The 17951-nt window shown below is 41.0% G+C and carries 8 protein-coding genes and 2 pseudogenes; 4 read left to right on the top strand and 6 right to left on the bottom strand.

Annotated elements, in window-relative coordinates:
* Positions 1-239: 239 nt before the first annotated feature.
* Positions 240-1184 carry an NACHT domain-containing protein gene (locus QUD05_RS26285; RefSeq protein WP_289798658.1) on the bottom strand — a complete coding sequence of 315 codons (945 nt, stop codon included), beginning with the start codon at positions 1182-1184 and terminating at the stop codon, positions 240-242.
* A 223-nt stretch (positions 1185-1407) separates the two neighbouring features.
* On the opposite strand from QUD05_RS26285, the gene QUD05_RS26280 reads away from it, so the two are divergent.
* Positions 1408-1635 (top strand): hypothetical protein, encoded by a 228-nt coding sequence (locus QUD05_RS26280; protein ID WP_289798657.1) that lies wholly within the window; start codon positions 1408-1410, stop codon positions 1633-1635.
* Between the two features lie 519 nt (positions 1636-2154).
* The gene (locus tag QUD05_RS26275) at positions 2155-4020 is read left to right on the top strand and encodes an ABC transporter ATP-binding protein (RefSeq protein WP_289798656.1); all 1866 of its coding nucleotides are present in this window, start codon (positions 2155-2157) and stop codon (positions 4018-4020) included.
* 92 nt (positions 4021-4112) lie between these two features.
* Here the strand turns inward: QUD05_RS26275 and ureG are convergent, their stop codons facing one another.
* The 3 genes from ureG to ureE are packed head-to-tail and all read right to left on the bottom strand — an operon-like array spanning position 4113 to position 5842.
* Entirely contained in the window at positions 4113-4709 is a 597-nt protein-coding gene (gene ureG, locus QUD05_RS26270; RefSeq protein ID WP_289798655.1) for an urease accessory protein UreG, read from the bottom strand.
* Between the two features lie 19 nt (positions 4710-4728).
* Positions 4729-5421 carry an urease accessory protein UreF gene (locus QUD05_RS26265; protein WP_289798654.1) on the bottom strand — a complete coding sequence of 231 codons (693 nt, stop codon included), beginning with the start codon at positions 5419-5421 and terminating at the stop codon, positions 4729-4731.
* Entirely contained in the window at positions 5396-5842 is a 447-nt protein-coding gene (ureE, locus tag QUD05_RS26260; protein ID WP_289798653.1) for an urease accessory protein UreE, read from the bottom strand. Before ureE ends, QUD05_RS26265 begins: the two co-directional genes overlap by 26 nt.
* 116 nt (positions 5843-5958) lie before the next feature.
* On the opposite strand from ureE, the gene QUD05_RS26255 reads away from it, so the two are divergent.
* Positions 5959-6528: a Uma2 family endonuclease gene (locus QUD05_RS26255; RefSeq protein ID WP_289798652.1), complete on the top strand. Its 570-nt coding sequence runs from the start codon at positions 5959-5961 to the stop codon at positions 6526-6528.
* A gap of 476 nt (positions 6529-7004) precedes the next feature.
* On the opposite strand, the pseudogene QUD05_RS26250 reads toward QUD05_RS26255, so the two are convergent.
* A pseudogene (locus QUD05_RS26250) lies at positions 7005-8760 on the bottom strand (PAS domain-containing sensor histidine kinase).
* A gap of 214 nt (positions 8761-8974) precedes the next feature.
* Entirely contained in the window at positions 8975-11614 is a 2640-nt protein-coding gene (locus QUD05_RS26245) for a sensor histidine kinase (RefSeq protein ID WP_289798651.1), read from the bottom strand.
* A gap of 506 nt (positions 11615-12120) precedes the next feature.
* On the opposite strand from QUD05_RS26245, the pseudogene QUD05_RS26240 reads away from it, so the two are divergent.
* Positions 12121-17944, top strand: a pseudogene (locus tag QUD05_RS26240) (AAA family ATPase).
* Positions 17945-17951: the final 7 nt, after the last annotated feature.

The raw sequence follows: 17951 nt of genomic DNA, 5'->3' as shown, positions 1-17951 counted from the left end.
TTAAATTCTTGAATAGCAAGTTCTCCATTCCTGTTAACAGTGAGATCATTATCGATTGCAAAGGCAAGTGTTCGATCTGGATTAATAGTAGAACCAAAATCAAAATCTAGTTCTACAATAAGTTCTCGAAGATTCTCAAGGCTAATTGTTATTGTTTCTTCAAAAATTAAGTCTGTAGCAAGCTGTTTAGCAAAATCTATAATTTGATTATCCAGTTTAAAAAGTTTTGTAAATCTTCATCATTCTCTATAGAGTAGGTCTTCTTTACGCTGCAAGGATAATTGCTCATATATTTTATCCCGTTCAATATTACGTTTTGCATCCCATTTTTTCAAAAGAATATCTAAACCCTCTTTATAAAGTTCTGAACGATTAGAAGGAAAATCTGCTTTTTCCCCAAAAACTAAACATAGTAATGTCAGCAAGAGAGGACTAGTTGCTAATTCTTGTATTGGTTCATTTCCTTTCAGTTTTTGAATAAACTTATCAACTTTAATTACATCTTTAATTTGGAACCACTTTTTTGCAAAAGTACATATTTGATTTATATCAAAATCTGCAAATTCTACTTCTGTAAAATGTTCAAATACATATTCTTTTGCTCCAATACGGCAAGTTATAACAAACCAATTAGTATTGAATTGCTCAGAAAAATCTTTAATCTGTTTGATAATTCTACTAGAATCTTCCTCTCTAACTTCATCTAATCCATCAAGTAATATCAATCCTCTACCTTGGGTTAATATGTTTTCTACCTGATCAGAAGTAACATTATTTTTGGCAAATTGTAAAAAAATATAATCTAATAAACTTGGGTATTCTTTAGAGTTCTCAGCACCAAGCTTTACCGATAGTTGATCCGTTTCAGTAAAATCTTTTAAAGTAATAAAAATAGGAACTTTATCAGCTTGAAAATCACCTAAATTGCATCGAATTATTAAATATTTCAAAAAAGTGGTTTTACCTGCTCCTGGCTTACCTAAAACTACTAATTTTGAATATTTTTCTACAGCTTTAGTGCCAATTACCCGTTTTTCAGATATCCTTCCAAGACCAAATCGATCAAAATTAACTTGATTACAATTCTGTTGCAAGTCTGAAAGACCTAGACGACGACGGCTAATAATTCTTTCAAGGATATTAACATTTGTATATACCTCTTCTAACCCAATAGGTTGATCCATATCCAGCACGCGCATAGTGCCGTACAACTTTTGGATGCTACTCCGTCTCTTCCTTCTGACTTTTGTAACTAAATCATCAATGTCAGAATTTTTATCACGATTGTTGTAAGAAATACGAACTCAGTTGCAAAGTCGGACAGATACGCGGACAACCTCAGTCAGAGTAACGGACATCTGAGTAGGAAACTGAAGATAGTCAAAGTTTAACGAAGTAATTGTAATTATGAAACCTACTAGCTTCAAGCTTATCTTTCTAACAGTTGTTGGTATTACTCTCCTGTCAGGTGGTACATCTCTCTGGCTTGCCAGCCAACCCACGCCTACTAAACCCCAAAAAGGAATGTTTGGAACTACACAAAACACTTGGCTGATGGGAACTGGAGCTATTTTCGGTTTGTTAGGTGGGCGTTCCGACTCCACTAAGGCCAACAAATCCGACTCAGAAAATTAGCTAGAATAACTAACATCTTGCACTATTGTTGATCAGGTAGAGTGGGCATTGCCCACCCTATACAATAATCATGTTTTTAGACTTTGATTTTGGCAAGAAGATGGTGGTGCAAGATAAAATTAATGACGATTTATAAAATACTGCTGTTCTATGGCAATGCTCACTGGAGATGTCAAATCCGAAAAACGAGAACAAGCACTGCAAAAGCATGACTTAACATTGCAGACTGGCGACGCTCCTTAAGCAATTTACGGATTTGCTCTCCTGGCTGTTTTGTTCGTGGTGGCAACTTTCTGTGCTTATGCTGTTATGTAAAGACTGGAACTCTGAAAAGCGAGGATAGCAAGAACCGATCGCAGTTTGCAGAGATCGCAAGCAGTTCTACATTGCAAATGCGTGTATATTGTGGAAGTATGTGAGAAACCGCCAATGAGTGTAAAAACCAAATTTACTTACATATACATCAAAACTATTGTTAAAATCCAAATAATTTTAAGTTAGAATTCCTACCCAACTCCTATGAGAGAAACTGTCCTAGAGGTTCGCAATCTCCAAGTTGAATTTCCCGGTGATGGCAATACTGTCAGAGCTTTGGATGGTATTTCCTTTGGGCTGCATCGAGGTGAAACTCTAGGAATAGTAGGAGAATCGGGGAGTGGTAAGTCGGTGACAGCCCTAGCTGTGATGGGTTTGTTGCAGACTCCCGGTATAGTTACTGGCGGTGAAATCTGGTTTCGTCCGCAGGAGAATGGCGACCCCATCGATTTGGTAAAATTGCCTCCTGAGCAAATGCAGTTACACCGGGGTGGCGACATCGCCATGATTTTTCAAGAACCGATGAGTTCGCTCAATCCAGTTTATAACATTGGGTTTCAGCTAACAGAGGCGATTGTGCGACATCAAAATGTGTCAGCCGCCCAAGCACGACAAATTGCGATCGCAGGTCTGCAAGAGGTTAAACTTCTACCTAGCGATGAGGAGATCCAACAGCAGTATACCGAAACTTCATCGAAACTAGAACCATCAAAGTTGGCACAGTTGGTTAAAGAACACAAAGAAGCCATGCTGGAACGCTACCCCCATGAACTTTCTGGGGGTCAGTTGCAACGGGTAATGATTGCAATGGCAATTTCTTGCAACCCATTAATTTTAATTGCTGATGAACCAACCACAGCCTTGGATGTGACGGTGCAAGCGACTATTTTGGACTTGTTGCGAGAATTGCAGCAAAGCCGTGACATGGCAATGATTTTCATTACCCACGACTTGGGGCTAATTTCAGAAATTGCCGACCAAGTAGCGGTGATGTATAAAGGTAAAGTTGTCGAATCTGGTACTTCTGGGCAAATTTTTAGCACTCCCCAACATCCATATACTAAAGGTTTGATAGCTTGTCGCCCCACACTCAACCGCCGTCCCCAAAAATTACTCACTGTTTCTGACTATATGAGTGCAGAAGAGACACCAACGGGACAAGTAGTAATTCAGGCGAAAGAACCTGCACAACCCGCAGAAATCACCACTGAAGAGATTGCTGCAAGATTGGCAAACTTTAATCAAAAGGAACCCCTGCTGCAAATCCGCAACCTGAAAGTTGGTTTTCCGGTGCGCGGGGTGTTTGGTGGGACAAAACGCTACAATATGGCAGTTAATGGCGTTTCTTTTGATGTTAAACCAGGGGAAACACTAGGTTTGGTGGGAGAATCTGGTTGTGGTAAAACCACCCTTGGTAGAACCTTGCTGCGATTAATTGAACCGATGAGTGGTCAGATTATCTTTGAGAAACAAGATATTACTAGCCTCAAAGGAGAAGCATTGCAAAAACTGCGGCGAGAAATGCAAATAGTCTTTCAAAACCCTTTCAGTTCCCTCGATCCCCGCATGAAGGTTGGCGATGCGGTGATGGAACCATTGTTAATTCACGCTGTTGGCAAAAGCAAGCAACAACGACGCCAGCGAGTAGTCGAACTCTTAGAACGAGTGGGGTTGAGTGCAGATGCGATTAACCGCTATCCGCATCAGTTTTCCGGCGGTCAACGCCAACGGATTTGCATAGCCCGTTCTTTGGCATTGAATCCTAAGTTTATCATCTGCGATGAATCAGTTTCAGCGCTGGATGTTTCTGTACAGGCGCAGGTATTAAATCTTCTTAAAGAGTTACAGTCAGACTTTCAGCTTACTTATATTTTTATTTCTCACGATTTAAGTGTAGTGAAATTTATGAGCGATCGCATTTTAGTGATGAATCGCGGTCAAATTGTTGAAGAAGGTACAGCCGAAAGCATTTACCAAAAACCCAAAGAGGAATACACGCAAAAATTAATTGCTGCGATTCCTACTGGTAGTGCAGAACGGGTGCGAAGTCGGCATCTACGGGCTTTATAGAAAGGGCGGTTATAAACAAATTCGCATTGTCCAGATCCCCGACTTCTCAAAAAAGTCGGGGATCTAATTTTTCGTGGGTTATAAAATTCTTTTTAACAGATATTTGTGCAAACAAAGTTAATTACATCTGCAAGTCCAGACTGAGTTTTTAAATTAGTAAAAATAAAAGGTTTATCACCGCGCATTTTTTTAGCATCTCGTTCCATCACACTTAAATCTGCACCAACGTATGGTGCTAAATCAGTTTTGTTAATCACCAACAAATCAGACTTAGTAATGCCGAGGCCACCCTTGCGGGGAATTTTATCACCAGCCGCAACATCGATTACGTAAATCGTTAAATCCACCAATTCGGGGCTAAAAGTTGCAGCCAAATTATCGCCGCCACTTTCCAAAAATACCAAATCCAAATCGAGAAAACGTTCCTCTAACTGTTCAATTGCCGCCAAATTCATCGAAGCATCTTCGCGGATAGCAGTATGAGGACAACCGCCAGTCTCTACACCCAAAATGCGATCGCTAGCCAACGCCTGAGAACGCACTAAAAACTGAGCATCCTCTTGAGTATAAATATCATTCGTCACCACCGCAATCTGATATTGCTCACGCAATCCCTTGCACAAAGCATCCACCAAAGCTGTCTTCCCCGAACCCACTGGCCCAGCAACTCCCACCCTAAATGCATTCATAACTCCTAACTCCTAACTCCTAACTCCTAAACAACCTTGTATACTGCGTTTCATGCTGCATACTCGCTAGCGACAAACCCCAACTACAACAGGCGAGTTCATCATCTTCCAACGCGAGAATTTCTAATGCCGCAGCACTGAGTAATGGTTGTAAATCTAGCAATAACTGCTGTCCTGCTGTTTGTCCAAGGGGGATAAGTTTCACGCCAGCAGTAATTAAATTACTTGCCCAACTATGCAGATATCCCAGTAATGCGGCTTGGATGCTGATTTGCCAATGGGCAACGGCAATACCAAAAGCGATCGCATAATTGCAAGGATTACCCACAGCATTAGCAATAGGTATAATCTGAGGTTCTAGTTTACCAAGTAATTGGATCAGCGATCGCCCCATCTGCCAACTAGAGGCGCGTAATTCTTCTGTTTCTCTAGCGGCGGATAACCAGAGATTCCAACGGCATAGCGACTCAACATCACCTATTTTTACAGCTTGCTGCGATCGCACCATCACCGCCGCCTCTAACCGAATTGCTCCATAGAGCAACTCTGCTTTTAACCAATCTTTGAGATTTGTGTGGTTAGCGATCGTACCATTTTCTACTAGCATTTCCAAGCCTTCAGAATAACTATATGCTCCCACAGGTAAAGCGGGGCTAGCCAACTGTAAAATACTTAAAAGATGACTATCAGTGAGCATGATGGTGTTGTCCATAAGCTCCTAATTCTGGCTGAAACGGTAAAATTTCCTCTTTAACTTCTAATCCCAATTGTTCCAACATCGTGCGTAAAACCGAATCTGAGGACAAACGTAAATAAGTTGGAGTAATTTCTACAGGTACATGGCGATTTCCCAGATGGTATGCCGCCCGTAATAATAAAAGTGGTGTTTGGGCAAAGGCAGTCAGAACTAATTCTGGTTTAGCAGTAATTCTGATTAAACTGCTATGGCTTTCTTCTTGCAGAATATCGCCATCGTGTAAGACGGTTCCTCTGGGTAAATGTAAAAACACAACTTTACCATCTTCAGTTTCAAAGCGATGACGACTGCGGGTGCGTTCTTCTGCTGTTAGCGCCAGAGTAAAAGTAACTGCGGCATCGCGATTAGGTGGTTTCAGTTGGGTAAACGTCAGCATACAGAGTTTAACTTGAACTTTTGCTTTTCATTATGGTTCTAATTTAAATACCATATCTGCCTTACCAGAAGAAAAGATAAAATTGAACAAAGGCAATGAGCCAAACGGGGATAATCATGAACCAAGCCATTGAGGGAGTACGCTGGACAATTCACGATTTAGAGCTTTTACCCGAAAATGAGTGGACGCGCTATGAAATTATTAATGGAGAACTCTTTGTGACTCGCACTCCTCACCGCCGTCATCAACAAGTTTGTGTTAAAATTGCCCGACAACTCGATGTTTGGTCAGATTCGAGTGGTTTAGGGGAAACAATTGTGGCTCCAGGAGTGATTTTTTCACAAGCAGATAGCGTCATACCAGATGTAGTTTGGGTAAGTCGAGAACGACTGGCGCAAATTGAGGATGAAGCGGGACATTTGACAGGCGCACCAGAGTTAGTAGTAGAGGTTTTATCCCCAGGTAAACAAAACGAACTTCGAGACAAAGAAGCAAAACTGAAACTATATTCAGTTCAAGGCGTGCGTGAGTATTGGATTGTCGATCGGTTTACTAAACAAGTCGAAGTTTATCGGCGAGAAAAAGCACAGTTGGTTTTAGTTGCGACTTTGTTAGGCGATGATGAGATAACATCTCCACTTTTACCCGGATTTTGTTGTTCTATTCATTTATTTTTTCCTGAATAATAGCAAGTTTGAGAAGATGTATGGAAACATAAATGCTAGATGATACAAATAATTGATTACAATTATCTGAATATAATTAGGACTTATATCATGTCCGCTTGATTGCTTATTAAACCCGAAGAACCCCACCCCGCCAAAGCTGTGCTTTGTCTCCCCTCCCCGCAGGCGGGGAGGGGGTTGGGGGTGGGATTATTTTATTATGGGTAATTTGGCGGACATGATATTACGCAAGAACTCTCTGAAACTCTTATTTCTCCGTGTCCTCTGCGCCCTCTGTGGTTCGTTTTTTCATGATTTTGCGTAAGTCCTGTATAATATCAGGCGTATTGTAATATGGTTCAGTTAAGCCCAAAAAAATAAAAATATGTAGGTTGAGTTGAGGAACGTAGCTTGCTTCCCGCAGGGTAAACCAACATTTTGCATACAAGAAATAGAAGTATAATGGGCAATTGAGCGGACATAATAAACTAGAAGCCTTATCCTGTGAATGGGCTACTAATAGGTAATGTAAACCAAAATGTTGCACCTGCATCCAATGCACTGTTTACGCCAATTTCGCCGCCGTGAGCATGGATAATTTGCTTACATAGATACAAACCTAATCCCAAACTTACAGAATTGCCGAGACTTGTACCCCGAAAGTAAAGGTCAAAAAGCCGATCGCTTTGTTGTTGACTAATTCCTACGCCATTATCAGTAACAGTACAATAAATCATGTCATCCTGACGGGTAGCATTGATTGTTAAAAGCAGTTCTGGGGGATTATGTTTGAGGGCGTTGACGATTAAGTTAGAAAAAACTCGCCATAGTTGCGTGGGATCTGCATTCACTAATGGCAAATCTGCGGATACCAAATTTGTGAGCTTGGCTTTATTTTGTGCTAATAATGGCTCCAAATCTGCGATCGCAGCTTCGACGACTGCCAGTAATTGTACGGGTTGGCGTTGTAAAACTACACCTTGCACCTCGCTGATATGAGTTTCCATCAACGAATTAATTAAGTTCAGTTGGCGATCGCTACTTTGAATCATCCGCTCTAAAATTGAGCGGGAAATCGAAATATTTTCCTCTGAACGGGCCAGCAAATTTTTCAACACCATTACAGTACCCAGAACTGGGTTGCGTAAGTCGTGGGAAACTGCATGGAAAAATACTCGTAGTTCTTCTTCAGTTTGCTTGCGCTGGGTAATGTCTTCAATCAAACCTTCGTAGTAAAGCAGTTTTCCCTGTTCGTCACGGACTGCGTAGGCTTTTTCGGAAATCCAGACAATACTCCCGTCTTGGCGATAAATTTGGGACTCGAACTCCGAAACGCTGCCGTACTTTTCCATCAGGCGTACAAATTCTGTGCGGCGGTTCGGGTCAACGTACAATTGTTCAATATCAGTGAAATTTGCTGTCACCTCCTGCGCTAAGGAGTAACCATAAATCCTCGCTAAAGCAGGATTTGCCGTAATGTAACGTCCATTGGGACTGCTTTGAAAAATCCCTTCAACGGCGTTTTCAAAAATGCTGCGATATTTAGCCTCGGCAACCTTGAGTTTTTGGTAGGCAGATTCTAGTTCTTGACGGGCGAAAAATTCAGAACGTTGCAGGCGATCGTACAGATAAACACCGATGTCACATATAGTACAAAACCAGAAAATGTATAAAATGAATGTGACATTATATATTCCTGGATGTTCGGGGATTGATGTTTTTAGCCCAAGTGCCGTATTCACACCAAAATAGTAAATCAGCACACTCACTTGAGTCAGCAAGTGAAGAATCCAGCAGACGGGCATCAACACAGCTTGGCTCAAGAACAGCAGCGACTCAGCCGATGGTATCGGGTAGTGCAAAACCTCTGATGGTTGCAAACAACTGCGACGCTAAACTAATTGCCCAAGAAGATCCCAAAAATAATAAATCTGGACGATGACGACCTAATTTAGTTTTATGTAAAGCAAAGCAAATAATTATACTCGCAAGCATTGCAACATTAATTACCAAGCGCTGAGTTCTAAGTACTTCTGGTAATTGCTGCAACTCTGCAAAAGGAAAAAACAGTCCGTAAATATCTCGCAAAGTAAAAGACAACAGACAGATCAGCGCCAGCCATAACCATAAACGTAATCTCTGCCACAAAAAACGGTTACGCCAAGCTCTGTAAAGACTAGTGATTTCATCTGTTGTTGGTGCAGAAAAGGTTTTTCTCCACCAGCTTTGCACTGTTGTAAATGGAGTAGCCATTAGCATCCGAGCAACTTTGCCCATACCTTGAGGGTGTTTCCCTTACTTAATAGACTTCTTGCAGAAGTCGGGAAAAGGGGAAGGGGCAAAGGGTAAAGGTTTTGTATTTAACCCTTCCCCTTTAACCTTTACCCTTTTCCCACAAGAGTGCAAAAAGCACTTTTGCAAGAGGTTTTATATTGCCATAAATAACACCCTCTCATTTTTTGGTGATTTATGGGCGATTTGTTGCGGATGAAGTGAAGAGAGGTAATGTAAACCAGAAAGTTAATCCACGCTTGCGGTTACTCATCACACCGATTTCGCCGCCATGCGCCTTAATAACTTTTCGACAAAGATACATTTTTAAGCCAATGCTTGTAGAGCAGCAATCTTGAGGATCGCGGACATGGAGATCGAAGAGGCGATCGCACTCTACTTTACTCATTATCACACCGTCATCTTGAATCTGAGTGCGAATCATTCCCCTTTCAACGGTGGCACTCAGGGTAAAATTTAATCCTGGTGGATTATTGTGCAAGCTATGTGCGATTAAATTTACCAAAACTTTCTGCAATCGAGTCCCATCTGCCATTACTAACGGTAAGTCTGCGGGAACCAAGTTCTTCAGAGTCGCTTGATTTTGTGTCAGTATGGGTTCCAACTCGGCGAATGTGCCTCCCAGTATGGTACTAAATTGCACAGGTTCGAGTTTGATCTCAAGACCCTGTTTTTCACAAGAATTAATTTCTAGCAATGAGTTAATCATCGTCAGTTGGCGATCGTTGCCCTGAATCATCCGCTCGATAATTGAGCGAGATATTGGAATTGAAGATTGGGCACTTGGGATATGGGAAAGAGGCAGAGGGGCAGAGGGGATGGGGAGCAGAGGGGAAAGACTTGCTGTAATTACTCCCCTGCTCCCCTGCTCCCCTGCTCCCCTGCTCCCCTGCCCCTGATTTAACAAATTCTTTAACACCATCAAGTTACCCATCACGGAAGTCCGTAAATCGTGGGCAACTGTGTGCAAAACAACATCTTTGACGCGATGCAATTTTTCAACTTCTTGCATTTTCTGCTGCAACTGTGCTGTCCGTTCTTCTACTTGGTATTCTAAATTAGTGTTGAGTTCTGCTAGCTTTTGGCATATCTGGCTTTGTTGAATCGCGATCGCTAGCTGTTCTGACATCTGCTGTAACAAATCAATTTCTATTGGCTGCCAATGACGTGGCCCTGAGCATTGATTGGCAATTAACGCCCCAAATAATTCGTCACCTAGCATAATTGGTACAGCCAAGCTAGCCTTAGTTTGGAATTTTTGACAGTGTGCTTTTACTTTGGGAGATACTGATATTTGCGTTACGTCTTCAACGACACGCACACGATTATCTTTTAATAAGTTTCTTAATTCTTGTAGATAAGCTTCATCTTTAGTAGACCAACCTGAGACTGATGGATATTTAGGATCTACTGATTCGGCAAGAGTTTTGACTCCTAAATTAGCATTATTTAAACCAATGAAAACTCGATCTGCTTGCAGAAATTGCCTGACTTCCGTCACGGTGGTTTGCAGAATTTCCTCTAATTTAAGCGAAGATCGAATTCTTACTAGGGTTTCTGCCAACAAGCGATCGCGTTGGGCACAAAAGCGTAATTGTGCTTCTACCTGTTTGCGTTCTGTAATGTCGTGATGCACTGCTAAAATGGCAGGAATACCATTTAAATCAATGACTTCGGCTGACAGCAGCGTTGTAATTATCTCGCCAGATTTTTGCCGAAAATCAATTTCTAAGTTACGAGCAACTCCCGTGCTTTGCAGCTCTTGCACTAAGTTTAGGCGATCGCGATCGTTTACCCAAAGATTTAACTCAAAGGAAGTTTTACCAATTGCCTCATCTCGCCCATAACCTGAAAGATTCACAAAACTGTCATTAACTTCGATAAAGCGTCCTTCTTGCAGCGTGCTAATGGTAATTGAATCGGGGCTGCAACTAAAAGCTTTAGCAAATTTTTGGGCAAGATTTTGTAAGGCGACTTCTCCTTGTTTGCGATCTGTGATGTCTCGGACAATTGCTAGTACTTCATCTGTACCACTAACTACCAATCGCGCCTCATAATCTCTGACTCCCAAAGATGTTGGTAGTTGATATTCACAAGTTTGCAAAATTCCAGAATCTAAAGTTTTAGCGATCGCTACTTGGCTAATGGCTGCAACATCACTCGGCAATAACTCTTCCAAATTTTTTCCAACTATTTCTTCTCTCGAAAGAGTGATATTTGCTCCTTCACTTTTCAAATCTAGATACTCGCCATCACGGCTGATGCGAAACATCAAATCGGGGATCGCATCCAAAATTGCTTTATATCGTGCCTCACTTTCTTGCAATTTTTCTTCGGCTTGTTTTCGGTCTGTAATATCCATAATCAAGCCATGCCAAAGAAAATCACCATCTTCTTGTAATTCTGGTTGCGAAGTACCTTGAATCCACTTAAGTTTGCCACTAGGCGTAATAATCCGACCTTCCCAATCCCAAGGTGTAAGGGTAGTGCGACAAACAGTAATAGATTCTGTAAAAGCTTGTATATCTTGTGGATGAATCAGCTTACATAACACCTGAAAGTCTGCCTGTACAGCTTCAGGTTCTAATTCATACAAATATTTACAACCAGAACTAATATAAGGGATAAATACAGAACCATCCTGCCGTTGCAGAATTTGGAAAATCATCCCCGGTAAATTGGCAGCCATTGTTTCCAACAGAGGGATCTTCTCTGGTAGAAAATCTGGTTTATGCCGTGATTTTACAATTTCATCCACTCTTAGACCCTTTGATATATAAGCAATTGGCATAATATTCAAGGCAATCATAGCCATTGTAAAAGTTTTTTAGCTGTCGGCGAAATCACTAACAGCAAAAAAGTGGCTCTACTTTCAGAGTAGTTCTGGATGCTGCGATCGCATTCACCCAATCGGGTGAACCATTTGTCAAATAGCGAATCAGTTCAGGAGTGCTGATTCACTTTCAGGCAAAGGTTTCAATTCTTTTTTGAACACTAAGTACAGTTTTGCATAAATTCGTAGCTTTTTTAAACGCAAAGAAATGCAAAGAGAATATAAAGATGTAACACTGCTACGTCTCTACAAGGCTTATGGATAATAATTAATTTCTAGAAATGCCTAATAGGTGATGAATTAATAAAATTTTTAGTCAGCTAATCGTCATTCAAATAGCATCTCCGTGTCTTTGCGTAAGAGTATTTGCACATCAGCTTATTATCATATCCTTGAAAAACAAACCCTGATTTTGGGAACAATAACGATATATGTGCTGCTAAAAGTTTAACTTTTGGTCAGCAGTCTTGATTATTGAGAGCATAACCATGACAACAGCAATTTATGAAGTTTATAGCATAAGCGGCTATAAATTAATAGAAACACTCTACCAAGGTTCCAAAACCATAGTCTATCGAGCCATCCGACTGGTCGATGAACAACCTGTTGTCATTAAAATACTGCAAGTCGAATCCCCTACTTTTAACGAACTGTTGCAGTTTCGGAACCAATATACCATTGCCAAAAATTTAAATATTCCTAGTATTGTTCGTCCCTATAGTCTAGAAGCATATCGCAATAGTTATGCTTTAGTAATGGAAGATTTTGGGGGAATTTCTCTGAGAGAATATACCAAAACTCAATCACTAGAACTTGTGGAATTTTTCACAATCGCCCTGCAACTTAGTCATATTCTCCATGAACTCCATCAAGAACGGGTAATTCACAAAGATATCAAACCGACTAATATTCTGATTAACCCGCAAACCAAACAAGTAAAACTCATCGATTTTAGCATTGCTTCTTTGCTTCCCAGAGAAAACCAAACTACGATCAGTCCCAAGGTTTTAGAAGGAACTTTGGCTTATTTATCTCCCGAACAAACTGGACGCATGAACCGGGGAATAGACTACCGCAGTGACTTTTATTCTTTGGGTGTGACATTTTTTGAACTAATCACAGGACAATTACCCTTTGAGTCAGAAGATTCAATGGAGTTGGTGCATTGTCATATTGCCAAACAGCCACCATCCCTCCGGGAAGTTAAAAGTGAAGAGATTTCGGAAGTGTTGTCAGATATTGTCATAAAACTAATGGCGAAAAATGCTGAAGATCGTTATCAAAATGCTTTAGGGTTAAAACACGATTTAGAAAATTGTCTCTGTCAACTGAACGAAACTGGTCAGATTAAATACTTCCAAATTGGACAACGGGATATTTGCGTAGGCGTAGACCGTCGTAGACATCGCTTCATTATCCCAGAAAAATTATATGGGAGAGAAACAGCCGTCCAACAACTCTTAGAAGCTTTTGAGAGGGTTTCTCTGGGAAAGCGTGAAATCATGTTAATTGCTGGTTCTTCTGGCATTGGTAAAACTGCGGTGGTGAATGAAGTTCATAAACCAATCGTTCGGCAACGCGGTTATTTGATCAAAGGTAAATTTGACCAGTTTAACCGGAATATTCCCTTATCTGCCTTTGTGCAATCCTTGCGTGATTTAATAGTGCAGTTATTAACAGAAACCGATCAACAACTGCAACAATGGAAAAAAAATATCCTGGCAACATTAAGAGACGATGGACAGATAATCGTTGAAGTTATTCCCGAATTAGAAAAAATTATCGGTAAACAACCACCGACACCAGAATTATCAGCAGAAGCGGCGCAAAATAGATTTAATTTATTATTGCAAAGCTTTATTCAAGTTTTTACTACAAAAGAACATCCCTTAGTTATTTTTCTAGATGATTTGCAATGGGCAGATTTAGCTTCATTAAAATTGCTCCAATTACTAATGAATGAGTCAAACTCTGGATATTTATTACTAATTGGTGCTTATAGAGATAACGAAGTATCACCTGCCCATCCGTTAATGTCAACTTTAGATGAGGTAAGAAAAATAGGCACGACTATTAACTTGATGACTCTGCAACCTTTAAGTCAATTACAATTGAATCAGTTAGTAAGCGATACATTAGGTTGCAAAGAAGAATTAGCATTACCCATTTCACAATTAGTGTTTCAAAAAACTCAGGGAAATCCATTTTTTGCAACACAGTTTATTAAAGCTTTGTACCAAGATGGGTTGATTATCTTTAACTTTGCAGAAGGCTGCTGGCAATGTGATATTGCAAAAATCAATCAGCAATCTCTGACAGATAATGTTTTGGAATTCATGGCATTTCAATTACGGAGGCTGCCAGAATCAACTCAACAGACTCTAAGGTTAGCTGCTTGCATCGGTAATCAGTTTGATTTAGCAACATTGGCGATCGTTTCTGAACAGTCGGAAACCGAAACAGCAGCTTGTTTATGGAATGGTTTACAAGAAGGTTTAATTTTGCCCCAAAGTGAAGTTTATAAGTTTTATGTTGGGCAAGAAGAACAAATATTTACTCAACAAACTTCCCCAAATGCTGGATACAAATTCTTACACGATCGCGTTCAACAAGCTGCCTACTCGCTGATTCCAGACGACCAAAAGCAAGCCACCCATTATAAAATTGGGATGTTATTGTTACGCAATTCCTCAGATTTAGAACGAGAAGAACGACTATTTGAAATTGTCACTCATTTAAACGCAGGTAGTTCCTTAATCACTGAACCTTCAAAGCGGCAAGAACTGGCACAATTAAATCTGAGCGCAGGACGGAGAGCAAAATCTGCAACTACATACACAGTAGCCGTCGAGTATCTGACCGTGGGAATTAGTTTGCTATCCCATTCTTCCTGGGAAAGCCACTATGACTTGACCCTGGCGCTGTATATCGAGGTAACTGAAGCCACCTATCTCAACGCCGATTTTGAGCAGATGGAACAATGGGTAACAATTGTGTTGCAACACGCTAAGACCTTGCTCGACAGCATTCCCATATATGTAACCAGAATGATGGCAGGAAGATCGCAAGGTCTTCCATTGAAAACGCTGAATATTGGCTTGCAGGTGTTGCAACTGTTGGATATTGAGTTTCCTCAACAATCAACTGCGGCAGATATTGGACGAGCAGGTGAAGCAACTATGGAGTTATGGGAAGGACGTTCTTCTCTGGATTTGCTCAATTTATCCACTATGAAAGATGCTCACCGCTTGGCAGCTATGAGCATCATGAGCAGAATGATTCCGGCTGCCTATCTTGCAAGACCAGCTTTAATGCCTCTACTGATATTCAAACAAGTAGAATTTTCGATTAAATATGGTACTTGTCCTATTTCTGTCTATGCTTATGCCGACTACGGCATCATCCTCTGTGGTGTGCTTGGTAATCTGGAAGGTGGTTATGAGTTTGGACAATTGGCGTTAAACCTGCTGGAACAGTTGCAGTCCAAAATCTTTAAATCCAGAACCTACTTTATCGTCTACTACTTTATCCGTCATTGGAAAGACCCATTGCGCGAACAACTTGTGCATCTGCAAGAGGGCTACCAAAATGGACTGGAAACTGGAGATTTGGATAGTACAGCATTGAATGCCCAAGCTTACTGTCACTATGCTTATTTTGCGGGGCGAGAATTAACTGGGTTGGCGAATGAAATGGCAGCCTATCGCCAAAGCATCTATTCACTCAAGCAAGAATCGCCGCTGCAATATCTGGAGATTGCTTATCAAGCTGTACTCAACTTGCTAGGACATAGCCAATCTCCCGATCGCTTAACGGGAACGATTTATCATGCAGAACAACGATTATCCCTGAATCAGGCAACCCAAGACCGAACGGGATTATTTTATTGGCAAGTTAATCAAACGATTCTCTGGTATTTGTTTGGGCAGTATCAAGAAGCTGCCCAACAGTCTGCCCAAGCGAAGCAATACTTAGATGCTGGTATCGCCCAATTTAGTGTTGCTCTGTATTTTTTCTACGATTCTTTGATTCATCTGGCAGTTTACAAAGCCGCAGCTGAGTCAGAACAGCAACAGATTCTCGCCCAAGTCGAGGCGAATCAAGAGAAAATGCAAAGATGGGCAGCATTTGCTCCCTGTAACCATCAACACCGTTGGGATTTGGTGGAAGCCGAACGGTATGCTATTAGCGAACGCGCCCTAGCAATGGACTTTTACGATCGCGCCATCACTAAAGCCAAGGAAAACGGCTTCCTCCAAGATGAAGCTCTCGCTAACGAACTCGCTGCCAAATTCTACCTGAACTGGGGCAAAGAAAAAGTCGCCCAAGCCTATATGCAGGCAGCTTACTCTGGCTATGCCCGCTGGGGAGCCAAAGCCAAGACAGATGACTTAGAAAAACGTTACCCACAATTGCTGCATCCAATTTCGCAACAGACAGTACCAACAGTAAATCTGTTAGAGGCCTTAGCAACAATTGCTAACCCAATCAACTCATTTACTAGTACCGCGACTTCTTCCGGTAGCAACATCAACAACATACTTGACTTGAGCGCTATCCTCAGAGCGTCGCAAACTCTTTCTGCAACAATTCAACTCGATGAATTTTTACAACAACTAACCCAAATCATCCTCGAAAATGCTGGTGCTGATAAATGTGCCCTGCTTTTACCTGAAGATGGGAAATGGCAAATACGCGCAATTACTACCCTTGATAGCACTAGCTTAAAATTAGAACCGCTCGAAAATAATCCTAATGTTCCGATTGCGCTGATTCAGTATGTGAAAAATACAGCTAATGTGGTTGTGATTGACGATCTCAAAACTACTTTACCGATAGTTGATGATTATTTAATTCAGCATCAACCTCAGAGTGTGCTGTGTTTACCGATACTCAATCAGGGGCGTTTAGTAGGAATTTTATACTTAGAAAATCATTTAACGAGTGGGGTATTTACCAGCGATCGCATTTTAGTATTGAATTTCCTTTGTACTCAAGCGGCAATTTCTTTAGAAAATGCTCGGCTTTACGCGAATCTTCAGCAAAGCGAAGCCCGTTTCCAGAAAGTTGCCGATAATCTTCCTGGAGCTATTTATCAACTCCATGTGACAGCAGATAACTTGGCTTCTATGCCCTATATTAGTTCTGGCTGCTATAACCTTTACGAAGTGACAGCAGAGGAAATAATTGTCAAGCAAAGAAAACCCTCGTTCTCTAGAACATCCCGATGATATTGCTGGTATCGAGCAAGCAATGATGGAATCTGCCCAAAATCTGACACCGTTTGTTCATGAATGGCAAATCATCACGCCATCAGGAACTATGAAATGGGTGCAAGGGGCATCTCGCCCAGAGATGCAAGTGGATGGTGCAATTGTTTGGGATGGTTTAATTTTAGACATTAGCGATCGCAAAGCTGCCGAAGCTGTCGTCCAGCAAAAATCTCAACAACTAGAACAAGCAATTGAAGACTTACAAAAAGCCCAATTACAAATTGTCCAAAGCGAAAAAATGTCAGCCCTTGGGAATTTAGTTGCAGGTGTCGCCCACGAAATAAATAACCCAATTGGCTTTATCGCTGGAAACGTCAACGAAGCGAAGTTGGGATTAGAAGATATTATTGAACACTTGCAATTGTACCGTTCTGGCGCATCTACAACAGAAATTGAACAACATGCCCAGGAGATTGAGATTGATTATCTCCTAGAAGACGTACCCAAAATGATTAAATCTATGGACGTGGGGTGCGATCGCATTAAAAATATCAGCACTAGCTTGCGAACTTTCTCACGTGCAGATAAGGATTACAAAGTTCCGTTTAACATCCATGAAGGTATTGATAGCACTATTTTAATTTTGAAACATCGCCTGAAGGCTAATGAACAACATCCAGCAATTGAAGTCATTACCAACTACGGCGATATTCCCCAAGTAGAATGTTTTCCTGGGCAACTCAATCAGGTATTTATGAATTTGCTAGCAAATGCCATTGATGCCTTAGAAGAATCTAACCAAGGATACACCTTTAATGAGATCGAGTCTAATATTAATCGGATTATTATTACAACATCAGTGCATAACGATAAATATGTAAAAATTAAAATCTCTGACAACGGTATTGGGATGAATGATGAGGTAAAAAAACGAATTTTTGATCATTTATTTACTACTAAACTTGTCGGCAAAGGCACAGGATTAGGATTAGCGATCGCTCGACAAATTATAGTTGAAAAACATGAAGGTACTTTGGTAGTAAATTCTACTTTAGGACAAGGCTCTGAGTTTGAAATAACACTACCAATCGGGAATTGACCCTGCC

The sequence above is a fragment of the Nostoc sp. GT001 genome (assembly GCF_030382115.1).
In the GTDB taxonomy this organism is placed as follows: domain Bacteria; phylum Cyanobacteriota; class Cyanobacteriia; order Cyanobacteriales; family Nostocaceae; genus Nostoc.
Note: the sequence above shows the minus strand (reverse complement) of the source record. Positions and strands in the feature narration are given on the sequence as shown.